Origin of the sequence: Dialister sp. (assembly GCF_047832375.1) — a bacterium.
Lineage (GTDB): Bacteria > Bacillota > Negativicutes > Veillonellales > Dialisteraceae > Dialister.
The window spans coordinates 1,020,070-1,036,850 of sequence record NZ_CP181256.1 but is presented as its reverse complement, the minus strand read 5'-3'; the positions used below and the strand labels follow the sequence as shown (position 1 = coordinate 1,036,850).

General features: G+C 50.1%; 13 protein-coding genes. 4 read left to right on the top strand and 9 right to left on the bottom strand.

Annotation, left to right across the window (positions count from 1 at the left end; genetic code table 11):
* From ACFWUL_RS04235 to ACFWUL_RS04225, 3 genes are all read right to left on the bottom strand, one after another.
* Positions 1-492 (bottom strand): YajQ family cyclic di-GMP-binding protein, encoded by a 492-nt coding sequence (locus ACFWUL_RS04235; protein WP_297020258.1) that lies wholly within the window; start codon positions 490-492, stop codon positions 1-3.
* 952 nt (positions 493-1,444) lie between these two features.
* Positions 1,445-2,707 (bottom strand): group II intron reverse transcriptase/maturase, encoded by a 1,263-nt coding sequence (gene ltrA, locus ACFWUL_RS04230; protein ID WP_416176787.1) that lies wholly within the window; start codon positions 2,705-2,707, stop codon positions 1,445-1,447.
* A 531-nt stretch (positions 2,708-3,238) separates the two neighbouring features.
* Positions 3,239-4,894, bottom strand: coding sequence for a phospho-sugar mutase (locus tag ACFWUL_RS04225; RefSeq protein WP_416177902.1), 1,656 nt, complete (start codon positions 4,892-4,894; stop codon positions 3,239-3,241).
* A gap of 296 nt (positions 4,895-5,190) precedes the next feature.
* Between ACFWUL_RS04225 and ACFWUL_RS04220 the strand changes: the two genes are divergently transcribed.
* On the top strand, positions 5,191-5,595 hold the full coding sequence (locus ACFWUL_RS04220) for an HTH domain-containing protein (protein WP_416176806.1): 405 nt from the start codon (positions 5,191-5,193) through the stop codon (positions 5,593-5,595).
* A 201-nt stretch (positions 5,596-5,796) separates the two neighbouring features.
* The gene (locus tag ACFWUL_RS04215) at positions 5,797-6,204 is read left to right on the top strand and encodes a hypothetical protein (protein WP_416177901.1); all 408 of its coding nucleotides are present in this window, start codon (positions 5,797-5,799) and stop codon (positions 6,202-6,204) included.
* Here ACFWUL_RS04215 and ACFWUL_RS04210 read toward each other — a convergent pair.
* Positions 6,173-7,246 (bottom strand): IS630 family transposase, encoded by a 1,074-nt coding sequence (locus tag ACFWUL_RS04210; protein ID WP_416176725.1) that lies wholly within the window; start codon positions 7,244-7,246, stop codon positions 6,173-6,175. The two genes, ACFWUL_RS04215 and ACFWUL_RS04210, sit on opposite strands and share 32 nt — an antisense overlap.
* A gap of 147 nt (positions 7,247-7,393) precedes the next feature.
* Between ACFWUL_RS04210 and ACFWUL_RS04205 the strand changes: the two genes are divergently transcribed.
* The gene (locus ACFWUL_RS04205) at positions 7,394-7,807 is read left to right on the top strand and encodes an IS3 family transposase (protein WP_416177900.1); all 414 of its coding nucleotides are present in this window, start codon (positions 7,394-7,396) and stop codon (positions 7,805-7,807) included.
* 978 nt (positions 7,808-8,785) lie between these two features.
* Here the strand turns inward: ACFWUL_RS04205 and ACFWUL_RS04200 are convergent.
* The 3 genes from ACFWUL_RS04200 to ACFWUL_RS04190 form a co-directional block, all read right to left on the bottom strand.
* On the bottom strand, positions 8,786-9,931 hold the full coding sequence (locus ACFWUL_RS04200; protein ID WP_297020263.1) for an IS110 family transposase: 1,146 nt from the start codon (positions 9,929-9,931) through the stop codon (positions 8,786-8,788).
* Positions 9,932-10,454: 523 nt separating this feature from the next.
* Entirely contained in the window at positions 10,455-11,147 is a 693-nt protein-coding gene (locus ACFWUL_RS04195) for an amino acid ABC transporter permease (protein WP_296099926.1), read from the bottom strand.
* Positions 11,148-11,162: 15 nt separating this feature from the next.
* Positions 11,163-11,915, bottom strand: a complete 753-nt coding sequence (locus ACFWUL_RS04190; RefSeq protein WP_297020266.1) for an amino acid ABC transporter ATP-binding protein — start codon at positions 11,913-11,915, stop codon at positions 11,163-11,165.
* Positions 11,916-12,388: 473 nt separating this feature from the next.
* On the opposite strand from ACFWUL_RS04190, the gene fba reads away from it, so the two are divergent.
* Positions 12,389-13,321 carry a class II fructose-1,6-bisphosphate aldolase gene (fba, locus tag ACFWUL_RS04185; protein ID WP_416177899.1) on the top strand — a complete coding sequence of 311 codons (933 nt, stop codon included), beginning with the start codon at positions 12,389-12,391 and terminating at the stop codon, positions 13,319-13,321.
* 797 nt (positions 13,322-14,118) lie between these two features.
* Here fba and ACFWUL_RS04180 read toward each other — a convergent pair.
* Together ACFWUL_RS04180 and ACFWUL_RS04175 are read right to left on the bottom strand one after the other, a co-directional pair.
* Positions 14,119-15,150 (bottom strand): mechanosensitive ion channel family protein, encoded by a 1,032-nt coding sequence (locus tag ACFWUL_RS04180; protein ID WP_416177898.1) that lies wholly within the window; start codon positions 15,148-15,150, stop codon positions 14,119-14,121.
* A 1,236-nt stretch (positions 15,151-16,386) separates the two neighbouring features.
* Positions 16,387-16,554, bottom strand: coding sequence for a hypothetical protein (locus ACFWUL_RS04175; RefSeq protein WP_297041640.1), 168 nt, complete (start codon positions 16,552-16,554; stop codon positions 16,387-16,389).
* Positions 16,555-16,781 lie beyond the last annotated feature (227 nt).

Here is a 16,781-nt window from a genome sequence, read left to right as displayed (position 1 = left end):
TCATCTGAAATTGACAAACTGCAGGTCCGCATCCAGGTCCTGCTGTTTTAAAAATGCAATGCACGCCTGGAGAGCATCCTTATCCTTGCCACTCACCCGGACCTCATCGCCGTTAATCTTTGCCTGTACCTTGATTTTCGAAGCCTTTACCCGCTTCACGATATCCTTGGCCATGTCCGAAGAAATGCCATTCTTCAACTCCAGCACCTGCCGTACCGTACCGCCGGCAGCGGGTTCTTTCTTTTCCTCTTTGATATTCTTCAGGGAAATTCCCCGCTTCACGAGCTTCGTATTTAAAATGTCCCGAACCAGACGAAGCTTGAAATCATCATCCCCAATAAGAGTAATATGGTCCTCCTCCAGGGAAACGGAGCTTTTGCTCCCTTTGAAATCATAGCGAGTCCCGATCTCCCGGGCCGCCTGGTTCACTGCATTGGCAGCTTCCTGCAGATTCGTGCGGCATACCACATCGAAAGAATAATCTTTTGCCATAGTGTCCTCCTGTCCGTCAGGCTTATCTGTCAATAGAGCCTATAAAAGAACCTTAATTACACCATTACATTTTACCATATGTAGCAGGGAAAATGAGAGAATTTTGAGTAACTTTCGGGAAAAATTGGGAAAATAAAGAAAAATCCCGGAAAGAGTGAGAAGGGGGAAGCCCGTACATATAGAAAGTGGCTGAGGGGTAATGCCTTCGGCAAGGCGGAGTGTCCTGCATAGGACCTCCGAGTCCGAATAAGTTGGCACATATACTGCACATCAAGGCGCCTTCCTTTTAGTATTCGGACGGCTCAGGGGGAACGCCTTCGGCGAGGAGGTGGTGCGGCGCACAAATTGTATAGCGCCGCAGATTACAGATTCCGCTTACAGCTTACAGAGAACGATATCATCTTTACGGTACCGGCACAATGAGAAACCATCCATAACCATGCAGGCCCTTGGAGAAGGGCCGCACCAAAGGCGCAGGATGGATGCGGCGCAGCCGCTAGAGGAATCCTTGGCCCCTTGAGGTGGCAGCGAACACAATTTGAAGGAGCGAAGCGACGCACAAATTGTCGTGAGTCGCTTCTCACCGGGGCGGCGCGAGCGAAGCGAGAGGGGTGTACTGTCCGGATTGAATGATGAGTGACACTATCCCTAAAATGCGCATCTGATGGATAACGTCTTCCGTATGAGCCATGTGGGAAATCACCTGCTTCGCAGGTCTCGCCTCTGCGAGGCGAATCCATCCCCTGCCCTTCGGGCCGCCCCCCTCCTCTAAGGGGGCACTTGCTTACCGGTATTCTCAATAGGTGAGAAAATCCATAACCATGCAGGCCCTTGGAGAAGGGCCGCGCCAAAGACGCTATTTTCGTCGAGTAGACGGAATCAGATTTCTCTGTCCGCCCCTCACGGAACCGTACGTGCGGTTTTCCCGCATACGGCTCTTCAAATAGTCTTTTCAATTCCATATCTGCACCATGATTCTTGGAGGGGATACATGTTCCGCCCATATTTCGCGAAACTTTTCCCATCCTAAGCTCTTACGTTGGCTTCTCTTATTCAGATATTTATGTGTCATGTACTTGGTAAACCGTACAAAGCCGGATATTCCTTCATAGTTTCCATTAACACCGTAATAACTGTAGTGCCCTCTGAGCTTTGCATTGAGATGGTCCACCATTTCGTGTACTGGCATATGCATATTTGCTTTCAGCCATTCCTTGACATTCTTCTTCTTTGTTTTCAGTTTCTTCTTGCTAGAGCGCACGCCAAGTCGGTATGTTCCGGTCCGAGTCCGAGTGTCATAGAACGTGAAGCCAAGAAAGTCAAATTCCTTGCCTCCCTCGCTATTTCTCCCAATGGGCAGTATCCGTGTCTTGTCTTTAGCAAGCTCAAGGCTATATCTGTCCAGTCTCTTTCCCAACACATCATAGACCTTTCGTGCATCCTCTTCGTATTCGAAGAGAACGAGAAAATCATCTGCATATCTGACATAGTACATTTCACCTTTCATACGAGGCTTTACAGTCTCCATCATCCAGGTATCCAGCACGTAGTGCAGATATACGTTGGCCAGTATGGGCGATATAAGCCCGCCCTGCGGCGTTCCTTTATCGCTCTCATAATATTTGCCTTCTTCCATAATCCCGCTTTTAAGAAATCTGACGGTGTACCGCAGAAAATTCTTGTCGGCTATGTCTCGGCTCAGGAATTCCATGAGCTGCTTTTGGTCCACGTTGTCAAAGAATCCTTTGATGTCTGCTTCCAATACCCAGTTCACGTTTCCTCGCATAATGGCCCGGTCAATCACACGGATTACGTCATGAGCACTCCGTTTCGGTCTGAATCCAAAGGAACAGTCCAGAAATCTTGGCTCGTAAACGGCTTCCAGTAAGTAAGCCATGACATACTGTACCAGCCTGTCTTCATAAGCCGGTATTCCCAATGGACGGCGTTTGCCATTTCCTTTTGGTATATATACCCTCTTTACTGGTTTGGGCCTGTACTGGAATTTCTTCATGGATTCCACCAGTTTACTGATGTTTTCCGTGACATTCCTGTCATAATCTTCCCTACTGACTCCATCAACTCCTGTAGCCTTGCCTTTTCTCTGTTTGAGATGGGCCGCATACAGTGTTTCTGCATTGACTCGATGCATCAGCCCTTCCACTCTTTCGTGGCCTGCTGATAGGAATCTAATCTCTTGTACATGTTTTGGCATTCTTTTGCAACCTCTTGTGTCTGAATGTTCTGCACAATAAGCACAACTATTTGCTGTTCCCTTCGCTCCATCCGCTTTCACAGACTTCCTTACTACTATGGAACAGTCCGACTCCTGCCGAAGTATTTGGGTCTCTCCTCTTCGTAGGATTCAATTCCCATACCTTGCGGACCTCGGCAGGTCTCCCAGGTACATACATAGTATCTTGCACACTCGCCATGCCCTTGGACCCCGGTGGCACCTGCATGTTTCTCGCTTAACGAACCATGCATTACAGTCTGCGTCCATCGAGAGAGAATCGACTGCCACTCATCATCGTTACGGGGCTGAATAAGCTTCACACTCACGGAGTCACCGCTTTGCATTACGGCTCTTGTGCTCCCCTGTCTACGCTTAGACTGCAACCTCACGATTGCAATCCCAAGACTAGGTACCAGCTGCCTGCTAAGCTTTGCTGGGTCATGGACTTGCACCACGGCTATACTATGTACGCCGAACTGGCGCACCCCGATCTCGATCTCAGTCCCGGTCTTATCCTTCCAGACCGAATTGCTTCTCCCACACCGCCTTATACTTCCGGAAAAGCTCCGTAGCCTCTTCTTCATTTTTCCCTTTCAGGGAATAGTAAAATTTGATTTTCGGTTCCGTACCGCTGGGACGGATTGCCATCCAGCCCCCTTCTTTCAGGTGGTATTTCAGTACATTTTCTTTCGGCAGGTCTCCGATGCCTTTTTCAAAGTCCTCCACCACTGTTATTGACAGGAAGAGCTGCTTTACATCCAATGCTCTCGCCTGTTCCATGATGGACCGGATTTTTTTCTGGCCCTCCAGACCCTTGAGGGTATAGGATACGCTTTTATCGTAGAAATAGCCGTACTTTTCATACAGTTTTTTCAGTACATCGGTCAAGGTGAGTCCCTTTTCTTTAAAGCAGGCCGCCATTTCACAGATCACCATAGCCGTTACCACGGCGTCCTTATCCTGGGCATGGGTGCCGGTCAGATAGCCGTAGCTTTCTTCGTAGCCGAAGAGAAAATCATGGGAGCCATCCTCTTTCCACCGGCTGATTTTTTCACCGATATACTTGAATCCCGTCAGTACTTCCACCACCTGCACGTGAAAGTCCCGGGCAATATCCGCCCCCAATTCCCCGGTCACCACGGTCTTCACCAGGGTAGATGCAGCGGTGAGCCTCTCTTTTCTTGTGGAGCACAGGAAATACGTAAGAAGCGCTCCCATCTGGTTTCCTGTGATAAGGGTGAAACGGTCCCCATTCCTTACGGCGGCACCGATACGGTCACTGTCCGGGTCCGTGCCGATGACAATATCCGCTCCTTCCTTTTCTCCCAGTCTGATGCCAAGAGTCAGGGCTTCCTCATTTTCCGGATTTGGGGATTTCACAGTGGGGAAATTGCCATCCGGCAGTTCCTGTTCCTTCACCACCTTCACATCACGGAATCCCGCCTTGGCCAGGATTTTCCGTACCGGCCGGTTGCCGCTTCCATGGAGAGGGGTATACACGATGGAAAGGGGCGGCGGATTTCCTTTATAGTAAGACTGCCGGAAGGCGGCATCAATAAAAAGATCCACCACATCCTGGTCCAGCCAGGAGAGAAGGCTTTCATTGCCCCGGTCATCGATATGGGACAGGTCTTTCACCGCCTCCACATAGGATGTGAGTACGTCCGCCTTCGACGGCACCAGCTGTCCCCCGTCAGGGCCGTACACCTTATACCCATTGTACTCCGGCGGATTGTGGCTGGCGGTCACCACGATGCCTCCCAGAGCATGGAAATGCTTCACCGAGAAAGACAGTACCGGAATCGGTTCGAGCTCCTTAAATATACGGACCGGAATCCCTGCCGCCGTCAGCACGGAAGCCGCTTCCACCGCAAATTCCCGGGAATGGTTCCGGGAGTCATAGGCAATGACCACGCCCCGTTCCAATTCCTCTGGGAAAGTATGATGGAGATAATCCGCAAATCCCCTGGAAGCCCGGGCCACGGTGTACCGGTTCATCCGATTCGTCCCGGCTCCCATGATTCCCCGGAGCCCGGCGGTACCAAATTCCAGGTCTTTATAGAAACGATCTTCTATGTCCTTCTCATCATGAAGAGAAAGCAGCTCCACCTTCGTCTTCTCATCGGCCCAGAAGAGCCAGTCATTATATACGTCTTTATATCCCATGGTGCACCTCTTCTATGTAATCTGTTTACCTATTATATCAGTTTGTGGGAAGAGGGAAAAGTTAGGAGTTAGGAGTGAGGAGTGCGGAGTGGTGGTTAAACTGGATCCCGAGGAGTGGACACGTCCGAAAGTGAGGCCCCCATATTTTGGACACGTCCTCACAGTTTTCCTCCCCACTCCAGGCGCCTTTAGGCGTGACGCAGGTCTGGATGGCGCGCCAACCATGGTCCGGCCTGTTAGACACAACCTCGGTGCCTATGGTATGCTCAATCTACATCATTTCAAGGAGGATGCACATGAGCAAACAACTATTTACCGACAAACAGATAGCCGATTTAATCCTGAACCCCAACGTTTTCAGCGTTACAAGGTCAACATTGATGCTGACTAAGAGTTTCAAAGAAAAATTCTATGCCGAGTACCAAAAGGGCGCATTGCCAAGGGACATTCTGAAGCACCATGGCTTTTCAGCCGACGTCATTGGGCAGAGAAGGATTTGGAGTATTACTCAGCACATCAAGGATGAGTACGCCAAATACGGCGAATTCCACGAGGGGCGCAAGCCGCCGGGCCCCTCCAAAGGCCCGGCGGCCGTCAGCGGGCAAGATCCTCTAAGCCGTCTCGAAAGCAGGGTGGAATACCTGCAGCAACAGGTGGAGTTTTTAAAAAAAATTACATCTGTAGGGATTTCGAGAAAATAGGTGCAGTGCTCATGAATGACTCCTCCAGTATATTTGAAATCATCTACGAAACTACGCAGGCGTCGGGGAATCGGCTCAACATCAAAGATCTCTGCAATATAGCCGGTGTCTCCCGCAGCGGATACTATGCATGGCTGAACGCCGCACCACTCCGTGCAGCCCGTGAAGAAAGAGACCGTCGGGACTTTGACCTCATTCTGCGTGCATACAACATGGATGGATATCCCAAGGGGGGCCCGGGAAATCCATATGACCCTGCTGCATATGACCCCGCCGATCATTATGAACCGGAAGAAAGTTTTACGGCTGATGAACAAGTACAATCTCATATGCCCTCTCAGAAAGCTGAACCCACGAAGAAAGATTCTGCGGGATTTGCAGACAGGAAATGTGGTTGCAAACCTGTTGAAGAGACGGTTTGAGGAATTTGGCCCCAGAACGGTTCTACTGACGGACATTACCTACCTGCCATACAATGGAATTTTTGCCTACTTATCTACTATTTTGGATGCCTTTACCAAGCAGATTCTGGCCTACGTGGTCAGCGATTCCCTGGAGGTTGACTTTGTACTAGTGTCTAATTTCGTAAGTTTCCGATTGTATCCCTAAGTTGCGAACCCTTGACCTCACGTTTTTTCCAGCGGAACGGTTCTGCATGCTCATTGTAGGCAGCAATAAACTTTTTAATCGCTGACACAAGATCCGAAACAGAGTCAAAACTTGCCCCTCGGAGCACTTTTCGCGACATAATGTTAAACCATATTTCCACTTCATTCAGCCAGCTTGCTGACGTTGGTGTGTAATGAAAATGGACATTAGGATGCTTTTCCAGCCAGTCGTTTAAGCGCTTGTGCGTGCAGTAATTATCGACAATAATATGATATTGCACTTTGTCTCCACCCGGCTCACTTTTCAATAAGTCATCTAAAAATTCTTCAAAGTCCTCTCTGGTTTTTCTCTTTGTTGTCTTTCCATAAATTTGTCCGGTAGCTACCTCCAGTGCACCGAATAAATTTATTGTTCCATTCCTCCGATATGTGCTTTTCAACCCGCGCACAATTTTCTTGTTATGAGTAAGTACATATCCTTGGGCTCTACTTAAGGCCTGTATCGATGGTTTCTCATCAACGCTGATTACGACAGCATTCTCTGGCGGGTTCAAGTAAAGTCCCACGATATCAGCAGACTTTTTAGTAAACTCCGGATCAGTACTGACACACCAGGAACGCTGCCTTGCCAGCTGTATTCCTTCCTTTCTCATAAGTCGCCAAATGGCAGCCTTTGAGACATTCAGAACTCTTGCCAGTGTAGGACCATCCCAGTGTGCTAGCCCGTCTGGAGGCGCTTCCTTCAGCTTATTTAACACCATTTCGCGGAATTCCGGTCCATATTGAGCAGTACGGCCCCGCCTTTTCTTATCCTGTAGTCCAGGGATGCCCTGTTCAGCGAAACGATTCCGCCAAAGGCTAACGGTATTGGGGCGTTCCCCCAACTTAGCCGCGATATCCTTGATTTGCATTCCATCAAGACATAGAAGAACCATTTTTGCACGTCTTACAATGCGATGCTCTGTTTTTTGAGAGTTTACGATTTTATGCAGTTCTATGCGTTCGCTTTCGGAGCAGCGTATTTGCTTAGCAACTTTTGGCATAACGTTATCCCCCCCTGCAATTTGCATTTATCTGGAATAAGTATACCATTATTTGCTGTGTCCGGCAATACAATCTATTATTTATGAAATTAGACACTAGATACAGTCAAAGCTCTACTACGGGACCACCCTATAGCATTGAATACAATGACCATTATCCATTCAGATCAGGGCAGCCACTATACAAGCTATGATTTTGTCGATATTCTTCGAAAAAGTAACCTTCGCCGGTCTATGTCAAGAAGAGGAAACTGCTGGGACAATGCACCACAGGAAAGTTTCTTTGGCCACATGAAGGACTGCATCAGAGACAAGTTGGCCGTTGCTACCAGCTTCGAGGAGGTGAAAACCATCATTGATGATTATATTGACTATTACAATAACCGTCGCTACCAGTGGAATCTGGCAAAGCTTTCCCCAAATGAATTCTACAATTTCGTAACTACCGGAAAATACCCTTTGGACGTCCCCTACGTGCCCGCTCCTCCTGAAATTACCAGGGATCCTTGCGAGCTGGCCGTAGATGCCGTTATTGGGAGCTTATTTGGGCAAATACCGTAGCAAATGAGGCAAACCAGCACAGGCACTTGTGCTGGAGCCTATACGGCGCCAATGCGTGGCAATGTCAGGGTGGACGTGAGCAGGTGCCCCTCTTTGGGGTTCAAACTACACTTTTAATTGTGTCCTTGACAAGGGGGCCAGTTCAGGTGCGGCGCACAAGTTTTAGAGCGCCGCATTATGAAATCGATAGCGGCCTTGCCGCTGGTGGGATCCTTACCCCCTTGAGGTGGCAGCGAACACAAGTTGCACCAGCGAACACAATTTTAAGGAGCGACAGCGACTCACAAATTGTCGTGAGTCGCTTCCCACCGGGGCGGCGCGAGCGCAGCGAGAGGGGGGTGCTATCCGGATTGAATGATGAGTGACACTATCCCTAAAATGCGCATCTGATGGATAGCGTCTTCCGTATGGGCCATGTGGGAAATCACCTGCTTCGCAGGTCTCGCCTCTGCGAGGCGAATCCATCCCCTGCCCTTCGGGCCGCCCCCTTCTCTAAGGGGGCACTTGCTTACCGGTATTCTCAATAGGTGAGAAAATCCATAACCATGCAGGCCCTGTTATGAAGTGACCTTTGTCAAGAGGGGAGTTGGCAATAATTTGCCATCTCTTGCAATGCCACATTTGTAGTAAATCCGACGGTACCTGGAAAGAACCACGATTTAACGGTTTCCGGCATATGGCCACTCTGTTATACGTGGATTGGTTACCAACAGGCTAATGGTTTCGCCGAGAGTCCTGCTATCTTGGAAGGCGGATCACAATTAATGTGCCAGCATAGGGCCTACGCAGATGACTCAAACCTTATAGTGATCATGGCCCTTTCCAGATATCGTCAGATTTTCACTTATTCTTTTTACAGTCAGAAATCTACTGATTTCTGACTTGCTGCCCAACTACATGCAAGACGTCTGGCAGTCAAGGGCGCAGCCGCGCAGCGGTGCGAAGCACCCTTGACGGACAGATGGATTGAATGTTACCTTACACCTTGTTTCCAACTGCTCTTGGAGCGAAGTTCCCTGTGGCCATTCCCCAAATAAAGCAGGCTAATTCCCTGGCTACAGCTGTTACGGCAACATTTACCGGCTTTCCTTTCCTGATCAAATGGTAATATCTCTGCTGGAGCCTGATATTGGCTCTATCTGCGTAGGTAAGAACATCAACCGGATTTCCTGCCTGCCTTGCTTTCAGTGCTTTGGATTTAAAGCCTACACGGCCCCGACAGAGCCCTTTAGCGCTTTCTATGAGAAGTTTCCGGATATGTGAATTACCTGCTTTGGAAATGCCCGTACGATTGATATCCTCTGCACTGGAATGCTCTCCTGGTGCCAGTCCCAGATAAGCGGTAAATATATCCCCTTTCCGGAATCTATGGAGATCTCCGATTTCCGAAAAGATTGCCAGGGCCGTGTGTTTTTTGATACCGCGCAGGCAAACCAGATGCCTGATATCCTCGCTGTGGCTGCTTTCCTCTGACAGCTCTTCAATCTCACTATCGAATTGCTCAATCATATTCGTGAGTATCGTATAAAGTGTCAGATAGCCATCCAGTACTCTGCGCAGTTTTTCCGATAACTTCAGGCTGCTCAGCCATTTCAGGTGTGCACTGGTCCATGGGGTTTTAGCATACCGGCCTACATGGCGCAGGCAGAAAGCATGAATCTGCTGCTTGACTTTTTTCAGCTGCTCTTTATGGGAATCACGCATACGAATAAATTCCTTGTCAGCCTCGTCTTCATCAGTAAGTACATAAACCGGGCTGTATTTGTTGTAAGCCAGGCATTCAGCAATGAGCTTCGCATCGCGAGCATCGGTCTTAACACGTTTGCCGTTTTGCGTCATCATAGTGGTCGGAGCAAGAATTACACACTTAACACCAACAGCCTTCAGCTGATCGTACAGGGTATATCCAAAACATCCGGCTTCATACCCGCATTCGATCATATAGTCGTCCTGCGGTCCCAATTTCTTCTTGAGAGCATTAATAAACTTAACAACCTCCCTATAGTCGGCAGGGACTTTGACAATTCCAAAGATATGGTTATCTCCGAGAATATTCGGTTCAAGAGCGCAAAGTGTGAACGTTTTGCTATGGACATCCATGCCAATTTTGATTATTCTATTCATAGTGACCTCTCCTTTGTATGCGGTAACTCCCAATATTGTGATTTGTGTCTAACTACAATATACAGGTAAATCCACGATGCTACAAATGGGAGGTCACTTCATATTATCTTGGAGAAGGGCCGCGCCAAAGGCGCAGGATGGATGCGGCGAAGCCGCTAGAAGAATCCTTGCCCCCTTGAGGTGGCAGCGAACACAAGTTGCACCAGCGAACACAATTTGAAGGAGCGACAGCGACGCACAAATTGTCGTGAGTCGCTTCCCACCGGGGTGGCGCGAGCGCAGCGAGAGGGGTGTGCTAACCGTATTGAATGATGAGTAACACTACCCCTGAAATGCGCATTTGATGGACAGAATCATCAGGTATTCAATATGGATTAGTAACCCCCGCGCCACTACGTGGCCCTCTCCACCGGGCAAAGCCCGTTACCCCTGAGCCCCATCGCCCGCAGGGCGTTACCCTTCCACCCCTTTCCCAATACAAAAGCAGCAGGAGCATCCGCACTCCTGCTGCCACAATCTCAAATTATCTCACGCTCTTCACCTTGAGCCGCCGTTCCAGTACCCTGAGGCACATGGATACGAAGAAGGTCATAATGAAGTAGTACAGTGCCACGATGACCAGCGGCGGGAACGGCTGGAAGCTGATGCCCTGAATGGTGGTGGCTGTATACATGAGGTCCGCCATGCCGATGACGGAAACCTGGGAGGATTCCTTGATAAGGGTTACGAACTCATTGCCGATAACCGGTAGAATATTCCGGATGGCCTGGGGAATGATGATACGCACCATGGATTCCCATTTCGAGAAGCCCAGGGACATGGCCCCTTCCAGCTGGCCCTTCGGAATGGACTCGATGCCGGAACGGACGATTTCACATTCGTAGGCCCCGGAATTGATGATGAGTGCCAGGACGCCGGCAGACAGTCGCTCGAAGTCCACGCCCAGGATCTGGAAACTGGGAAAATGGATGCCCAGGAAAGGCAGTCCGAAGAATACCAGGGAAATCTGCACCAGTACCGGCGTGCCCCGGATCACTTCCACGTACACCGCTGCAATGGCCTGGAGGATTTTGATGCCGGAAATTTTCATGAACGCCAGCACGATCCCCAGAAGGAGGCCGAAGAAGCAGGAAAGAAGGGAAATAATAATGGTGATCTTTACGCCTGACATAAATATGTCATTGTACTTCACCGCAGTATCTATAACCATATCCATAAGTCAACCATCTCCTTATATATCAGCATGAAGCAGACGCTTCAGGAAGGTCTGCGTTCTTTCTTCTTTTGGATGGGTAAAGATATCTTCCGGATTTCCTTCTTCCACAATATAGCCTTTATCCATAAATACCACATGATTGGAAACGCTTCTGGCAAACTGCATTTCATGGGTTACCACCACCATGGTCATACCTGCCAGGGCCACTTCCTTCATAACCGTCAGCACATCGCCAACTAGCTCCGGATCCAGTGCTGAGGTCGGTTCATCAAAGAGGAGCATCTTCGGCTTCATGGCCAGGGCCCTTGCTATGGCCACACGCTGCTGCTGGCCCCCGGAAAGCTGGCCGGGATAATAATCCGCCCGTTCCGCCAGCCCTACCCGATCCAGAAGCTCCATGGCCTCTTCCCTGGCCTGGGCCTTCGGCAGCTTCTTGATATGTACCGGCGCATACATCACATTCTCCACAGCCGTGAACATGGGGAACAGGTTAAAAGACTGGAACACCATGCCCACGTCCCGGCGGAGCATTTTCACGTCCGTCTTTTCATTGATCTTCTTCCCTTCAAACCAGAGCTCTCCGCCCGTCGGCTTTTCCAGAAGATTCAGGCACCGAAGGAATGTACTCTTCCCGGATCCTGAAGGTCCGATGATGGTGCACACTTCCCCGTTCTCAATTTTCATGCTGATATCCTTCAGCACTTCCACCTTGCCGAAGGATTTCTTCAAATGCTTTATCTCATAAATGATTTCTTTATTATCTGCCATAGTTCTCACGCCCTTCTGTTTGAAAGAATTTTAGCATAAATATACAGTATAGTCAAGGAATTTTGCATAAATTTACATATATTTTGCATATCATGTGCTTAGATTGCAACTTCATCCGGATGTTTGGGGCTAAAGGTTGTGGGTGAACTGCGCTTCGCTTGTTCACCGGGTGGTGGGTGCTTCGCACCCGGGGGCATAAGGTTCTATGGTCGCCTTTGGCGGCAGATCCACCTCATGCCCCCGCTGCACCAAGGCACCAGCCTTGGCATGCAGCCACAACCTGGTCGAGCAAGCGCAGCGGCGCTCGACCCACCACCCTTATGAACCATCCATGCGTTCAGCCCAAATCCAATAGTCCCTTTTTCACTGGAAATCTCCCATTCCATTCAGTATAATGAAGATAAATCAATGCATTACATCCAAGTATGAATGCATTCATATCATATGAAAACTTTTGAAAGGAAGGTATCATTATGCCGCTTGTAGGAACTACCGAAATGTTTAAGAAAGCCTATGCAGGTCATTACGCCATTGGTGCTTTTAACGTAAACAACATGGAAATTATCCAGGGCATCATGGAAGCAGCCAAAGAGGAACAGTCCCCTGTCATTCTCCAGGCTTCGGAAGGTGCCCGGAAATATGCTGGTCAGGAATACATCGTGGGCCTTGTAAAAATCGCTCTCCAGGACTATCCGGAAATCCCGACAGCCCTCCATCTGGACCACGGCTCCTCCTATGAAGTGTGCAAAGCCTGCATCGACGGCGGATTCTCTTCCGTCATGTACGATGGCTCCAAGCACCCCTTCGAAGAAAACGTAAAAGTGACAAAGCAGATCGTGGAATATGCCCATGATAAGGGTGTCGTAGTAGAAGCAGAACTGGGCCGTCTCGCCGGTGTAGAAGATATGGTTTCCGTGGATGCCAAAGACGCCATCTTCACAGACCCCGACCAGGCCGCTGAATTCGTAGAACGGACAGGCTGCGACTCCCTGGCCATTGCCATCGGTACCAGCCACGGTGCCTATAAGTATAAGGGAGACCCCTATCTGGACTATGAACGGCTCGAAAAAGTAGGAAAACTCCTGCCGGGTTACCCCATCGTCCTTCATGGCGCTTCCACCGTTATTCCTGAATTCGTGGAAAAATGCAATAAATACGGCGGTAAAGTCCTGGGCGCCAAAGGCGTACCGGAAGACATGCTCCGCAAAGCAGCCACCATGGCGGTCTGCAAGATCAACATCGACACCGATATCCGCCTCGCCATGACCAGCGCCATCCGGGAAGCCCTCTACAAGGATCCCTCCAACTTCGATCCCAGAAACTATCTGAAACCTGCCAGAGAAGCAGTAAAACAGATGGTTAAACATAAGATTGAAGCAGTCCTCGGATCTGCCCATACCATCTGATTGAATTTCAACTGAAAAAACACCGATTGACCATTTCCTGTGAATAAGTCAATCGGTGTTTTTATTATAGGGTAAATGATGTATATCTGCCCCAACGTATGTATGGGGCTAAAGGTGGTGGGTGAACATCGCTCCGCTCGTTCACCGGTTGCAGGTGCTTCGCACCGGGGGCATAAGGTTCTATAGCGGCTTCGCCGCTGTTCGTTAGCCTCCTTCTCTGGAAAGGAGGTGGCGCCGCAGGCGACGGAGGTTAGCTGATGGGTGCACCGCAGGCTGATTTCAGGCGGCGCCAGCCGCTAAAGAAAAGTCCCCCTTTTTCAAAGGGGGATGTCACACAGTGACAGAGGGATTCTGATGGGCTTTTGCCTTTAGAGTTGCAACCCCTTCACAGGCATTTACCAGGGAGATCTCTCGACTCCTCGTAGCTGTAGCAATTTTTAACTGCGGTATCACTTCGGCGTTTACCACCGGAGGAAGCGTGTCACTGGATTCTCAGTCGCCTGCGGCTCCCTGCGAATCCAGTTCCCTTGCCACCGCTCGAGATGACGAGTTATGGTTAATTGGAAATATCATGTAAGCGGTTCACATCATTTCCAACTGCGGCAAAGCCGCTATCGAACATCATAAGGCGGCGCTTCCCAATTTATGCGCTGCCACATCCATTCCTAACTCCTAATTCCTCATTCCTAATTTTTATACGCCGCCACCTTCCTCTCGGGCGCAGCCCGTTACCCTTGAGCTACTTCGCCCGCAGGACGTTACCCTTCAGCCACTTATTGGGCTCCAAAGAGGCCCATTCAGTCATGCCTTACCAGCAGTTCGATGCCTTCTTTTTTATAGGTATTATAGACTTCTTTAATGAACTGGTGCTTCAGCACCGCTTCGTCCACAATATTACGGATACGGAGAACCACGTTGAAGGAAATACCATAATCCCCCATTTTATCGAACCGCACCAGAGGCTGAAAACCGGTGACTCCGTACTCGCTGTGATCCAGGATATACCGGGCCACCTTCAGGGTCACCTCTTCCACATGATCCAAGTCATTGTTATAGGTAATGGTAATGGGAATAAAGATGGTGCATTCCGCCAGGGGCTGCTCATAATTGGTCAGGGTGGCTGTGGCGATGCTCTTGTTTGGCACGATCACCATATTTCCTGTGGAAGTGCGAATGGTGGTATTTCGCCAGTTCATATCTACCACCCGCCCCGCTTCGCCGCCGGCCAGACGGATATAGTCCCCCATGTGGACCTGCTTCGACACCAGGGTCGTAATGCCGGAGAACAGGTTCGCCAGGGTATCCTGGAGAGCCAGGGCCGATGCCAGGCCGCCGGCGCCAAGGGCCGTGAGGAGTGGGGAAATAGAAATGCCATAGGATGAAAGGATGAAAAGGATCCCCATCACATAGACCCCCAGGTCCACCACCGTAGTGAGGATGGACGTGGTGGCCTGCTTGTCCCCGCTCTTCGACAGCTTGTCCTTCAGTAAAGAGGATACCGTGTGGGCGCAGAAAAAGGTGACCGTAATGATGACCACACTGTGGTAGTGGTAAGACAGCATTTCCTGTACAAAGGGCGGCAGGTTCAGGATATCCTTCGTCATCTGTATGCCCATGAGTATTCCCAGCAGGGTAGGCATGAAACGGAAAACACTGCGCCAGCTCTCCCGAGGCACCTTCGTCACCCGGCAGAGCACTTCGATGAGCAGTCGGAATATTCCATGCAGCACAATGATACCGAGCAGAATAAACAAAATCAGTGCTACAAAATGGACATGGGGTCCCCCATGTTCCAGTTCCATCTTCATCATCTCAATAAATGAACCCATACAATTTCCTCCGGATAAATAGTTTAGTTATGACAGATAATTATTATACTCCGGGAGGATAATAAAAGCGAGAGGAAATATGGAAGTATCCTGAAAACCCGGCACGGGCAGGATATCATCGAATATTCCCTGATGTTGGCTATTATTGCAGGCATTGGGGGGAATCGTTGCGGGTCATGCAAATATAGGGTCACATCAGCCATGTCTTCAGATCTACCGAGGACCTGATGGATCGAATGTCTCCCAGGGATACTGCCCTGCCCTTTTAGCGATACAAGTGGCATGATCGACACCCAGAAGCAGGATATGGGCGTCATGGATGCTATCACGACAGGCCTGGAAGAAACTATCCGGAAGGGGGGATATGGTTTGATGATGGGGCCACTGCGAACCTCTCTTTCCATAATAACAGTGTTTTTGCCCGTTTGCTGCGCGACCGGGGTGTACCGGTCCGCAGCATTTCTATCATCTATTACGATGGCAGCGTGGTCCGAGGAAATAGGGAAAGCGGGAACCACAACAGTGATGGCGGCCAGGACGTGTAAAAAGTGACTGAAGTGGCCCAAGGGACTGAGGTGGCTGAGTGGAAGTCAGCGGCGCACATAGTGGCGCCGCACTTTTCTTTTGGGGTAAAGCCCCTTATTTTTAACCTCCCCCATCTATGGGGGAGGTGCCTGCAGGACGGAGGAGGTTCCTGCTGAAGCCGCTCTTACCTTTTTCTGACATTTTTATAAGCCCCTTCGTGGCCACCCACCGCTATTGGGGATAAGCCGCCGGAGGCGGCATTATATCCTGTCCCTTTCCTATTAAGCAAAGCGTCCCAACCCGCTTTCGCGAGCAAAGCGACGTCCAGCCACACCCCTTATGAACCCTGCACACATTTAGGCCAGCCTGCCTGCGGCCACCCTTCCACCCGAGGGGAAGCGTGTCACTGGATTCTCAGTCGCCTGCGGCTCCCTGCGAATCCAGTTCCCTTGCCACCACTTCGTGGTCCCCCTCCCCCTCTAAAGAGGGGAGGTTTGGTGGGTGTTACTGCGGCTTCGCCGCTGGCCAACTCGATCTCGGTCTCGACCTCGATCTCATTAGCGCCGCTCCACCCCTCGGGCGAAGCTCGTTCCCCTTTCGCCACCTTGCCCGCAGGGCATTACCCATCAGCCACCTCATCGATTAGGAGGCGGGCTTCGGCCCGCCGACCTCTCACACCACCGTACGTACCGTTCGGTATACGGCGGTTCTTTAGTTTTCGCATTCCTGCTTATGCAAGTCTGCGATGATGTTGTTGTTTTCAGCAATCCTCACATGGATGGGCACTCCGGCATATCCTTGCTGTTCCGCAGCTGCTTTCTGCCAGTAGTCTTCTTTCTGAAGTTGTCTGCCTTTAAGCCCATGGTTGGTTACTTTCATTGACTAACATCTCCTAAAGTTCGGCCCTTCCCAGATGCCTATGAGCCATCTGGTACTATGGCCTCTGCTGACTTCTCACGGCAAATCTTATTTCAACCACAGCACAGCCCAGTAAATACAGCCTTATTCTGCTGTGTCCGTGAGACCTCCCCAGGTAAGAACGCACTCTTTCTCTCCATATATCCGCCACATGTACTCTGCAGGATTCCGTACAGCTATGGGACTTC

What these genes read in the sequence shown, in the direction of transcription:
- ACFWUL_RS04195 (WP_296099926.1), bottom strand. Translation starts at nt 11,147, where the DNA reads ATGGATATGGTTATAGATACTGCGGTGAAGTACAATGACATATTTATG.
- ACFWUL_RS04175 (WP_297041640.1), bottom strand. Translation starts at nt 16,554, where the DNA reads ATGAAAGTAACCAACCATGGGCTTAAAGGCAGACAACTTCAGAAAGAA.
- ltrA (WP_416176787.1), bottom strand. Translation starts at nt 2,707, where the DNA reads ATGCCAAAACATGTACAAGAGATTAGATTCCTATCAGCAGGCCACGAA.
- ACFWUL_RS04180 (WP_416177898.1), bottom strand. Translation starts at nt 15,150, where the DNA reads ATGGGTTCATTTATTGAGATGATGAAGATGGAACTGGAACATGGGGGA.
- ACFWUL_RS04200 (WP_297020263.1), bottom strand. Translation starts at nt 9,931, where the DNA reads ATGAATAGAATAATCAAAATTGGCATGGATGTCCATAGCAAAACGTTC.
- fba (WP_416177899.1), top strand. Translation starts at nt 12,389, where the DNA reads ATGCCGCTTGTAGGAACTACCGAAATGTTTAAGAAAGCCTATGCAGGT.
- ACFWUL_RS04235 (WP_297020258.1), bottom strand. Translation starts at nt 492, where the DNA reads ATGGCAAAAGATTATTCTTTCGATGTGGTATGCCGCACGAATCTGCAG.
- ACFWUL_RS04220 (WP_416176806.1), top strand. Translation starts at nt 5,191, where the DNA reads ATGAGCAAACAACTATTTACCGACAAACAGATAGCCGATTTAATCCTG.
- ACFWUL_RS04205 (WP_416177900.1), top strand. Translation starts at nt 7,394, where the DNA reads ATGACCATTATCCATTCAGATCAGGGCAGCCACTATACAAGCTATGAT.
- ACFWUL_RS04210 (WP_416176725.1), bottom strand. Translation starts at nt 7,246, where the DNA reads ATGCCAAAAGTTGCTAAGCAAATACGCTGCTCCGAAAGCGAACGCATA.
- ACFWUL_RS04225 (WP_416177902.1), bottom strand. Translation starts at nt 4,894, where the DNA reads ATGGGATATAAAGACGTATATAATGACTGGCTCTTCTGGGCCGATGAG.
- ACFWUL_RS04190 (WP_297020266.1), bottom strand. Translation starts at nt 11,915, where the DNA reads ATGGCAGATAATAAAGAAATCATTTATGAGATAAAGCATTTGAAGAAA.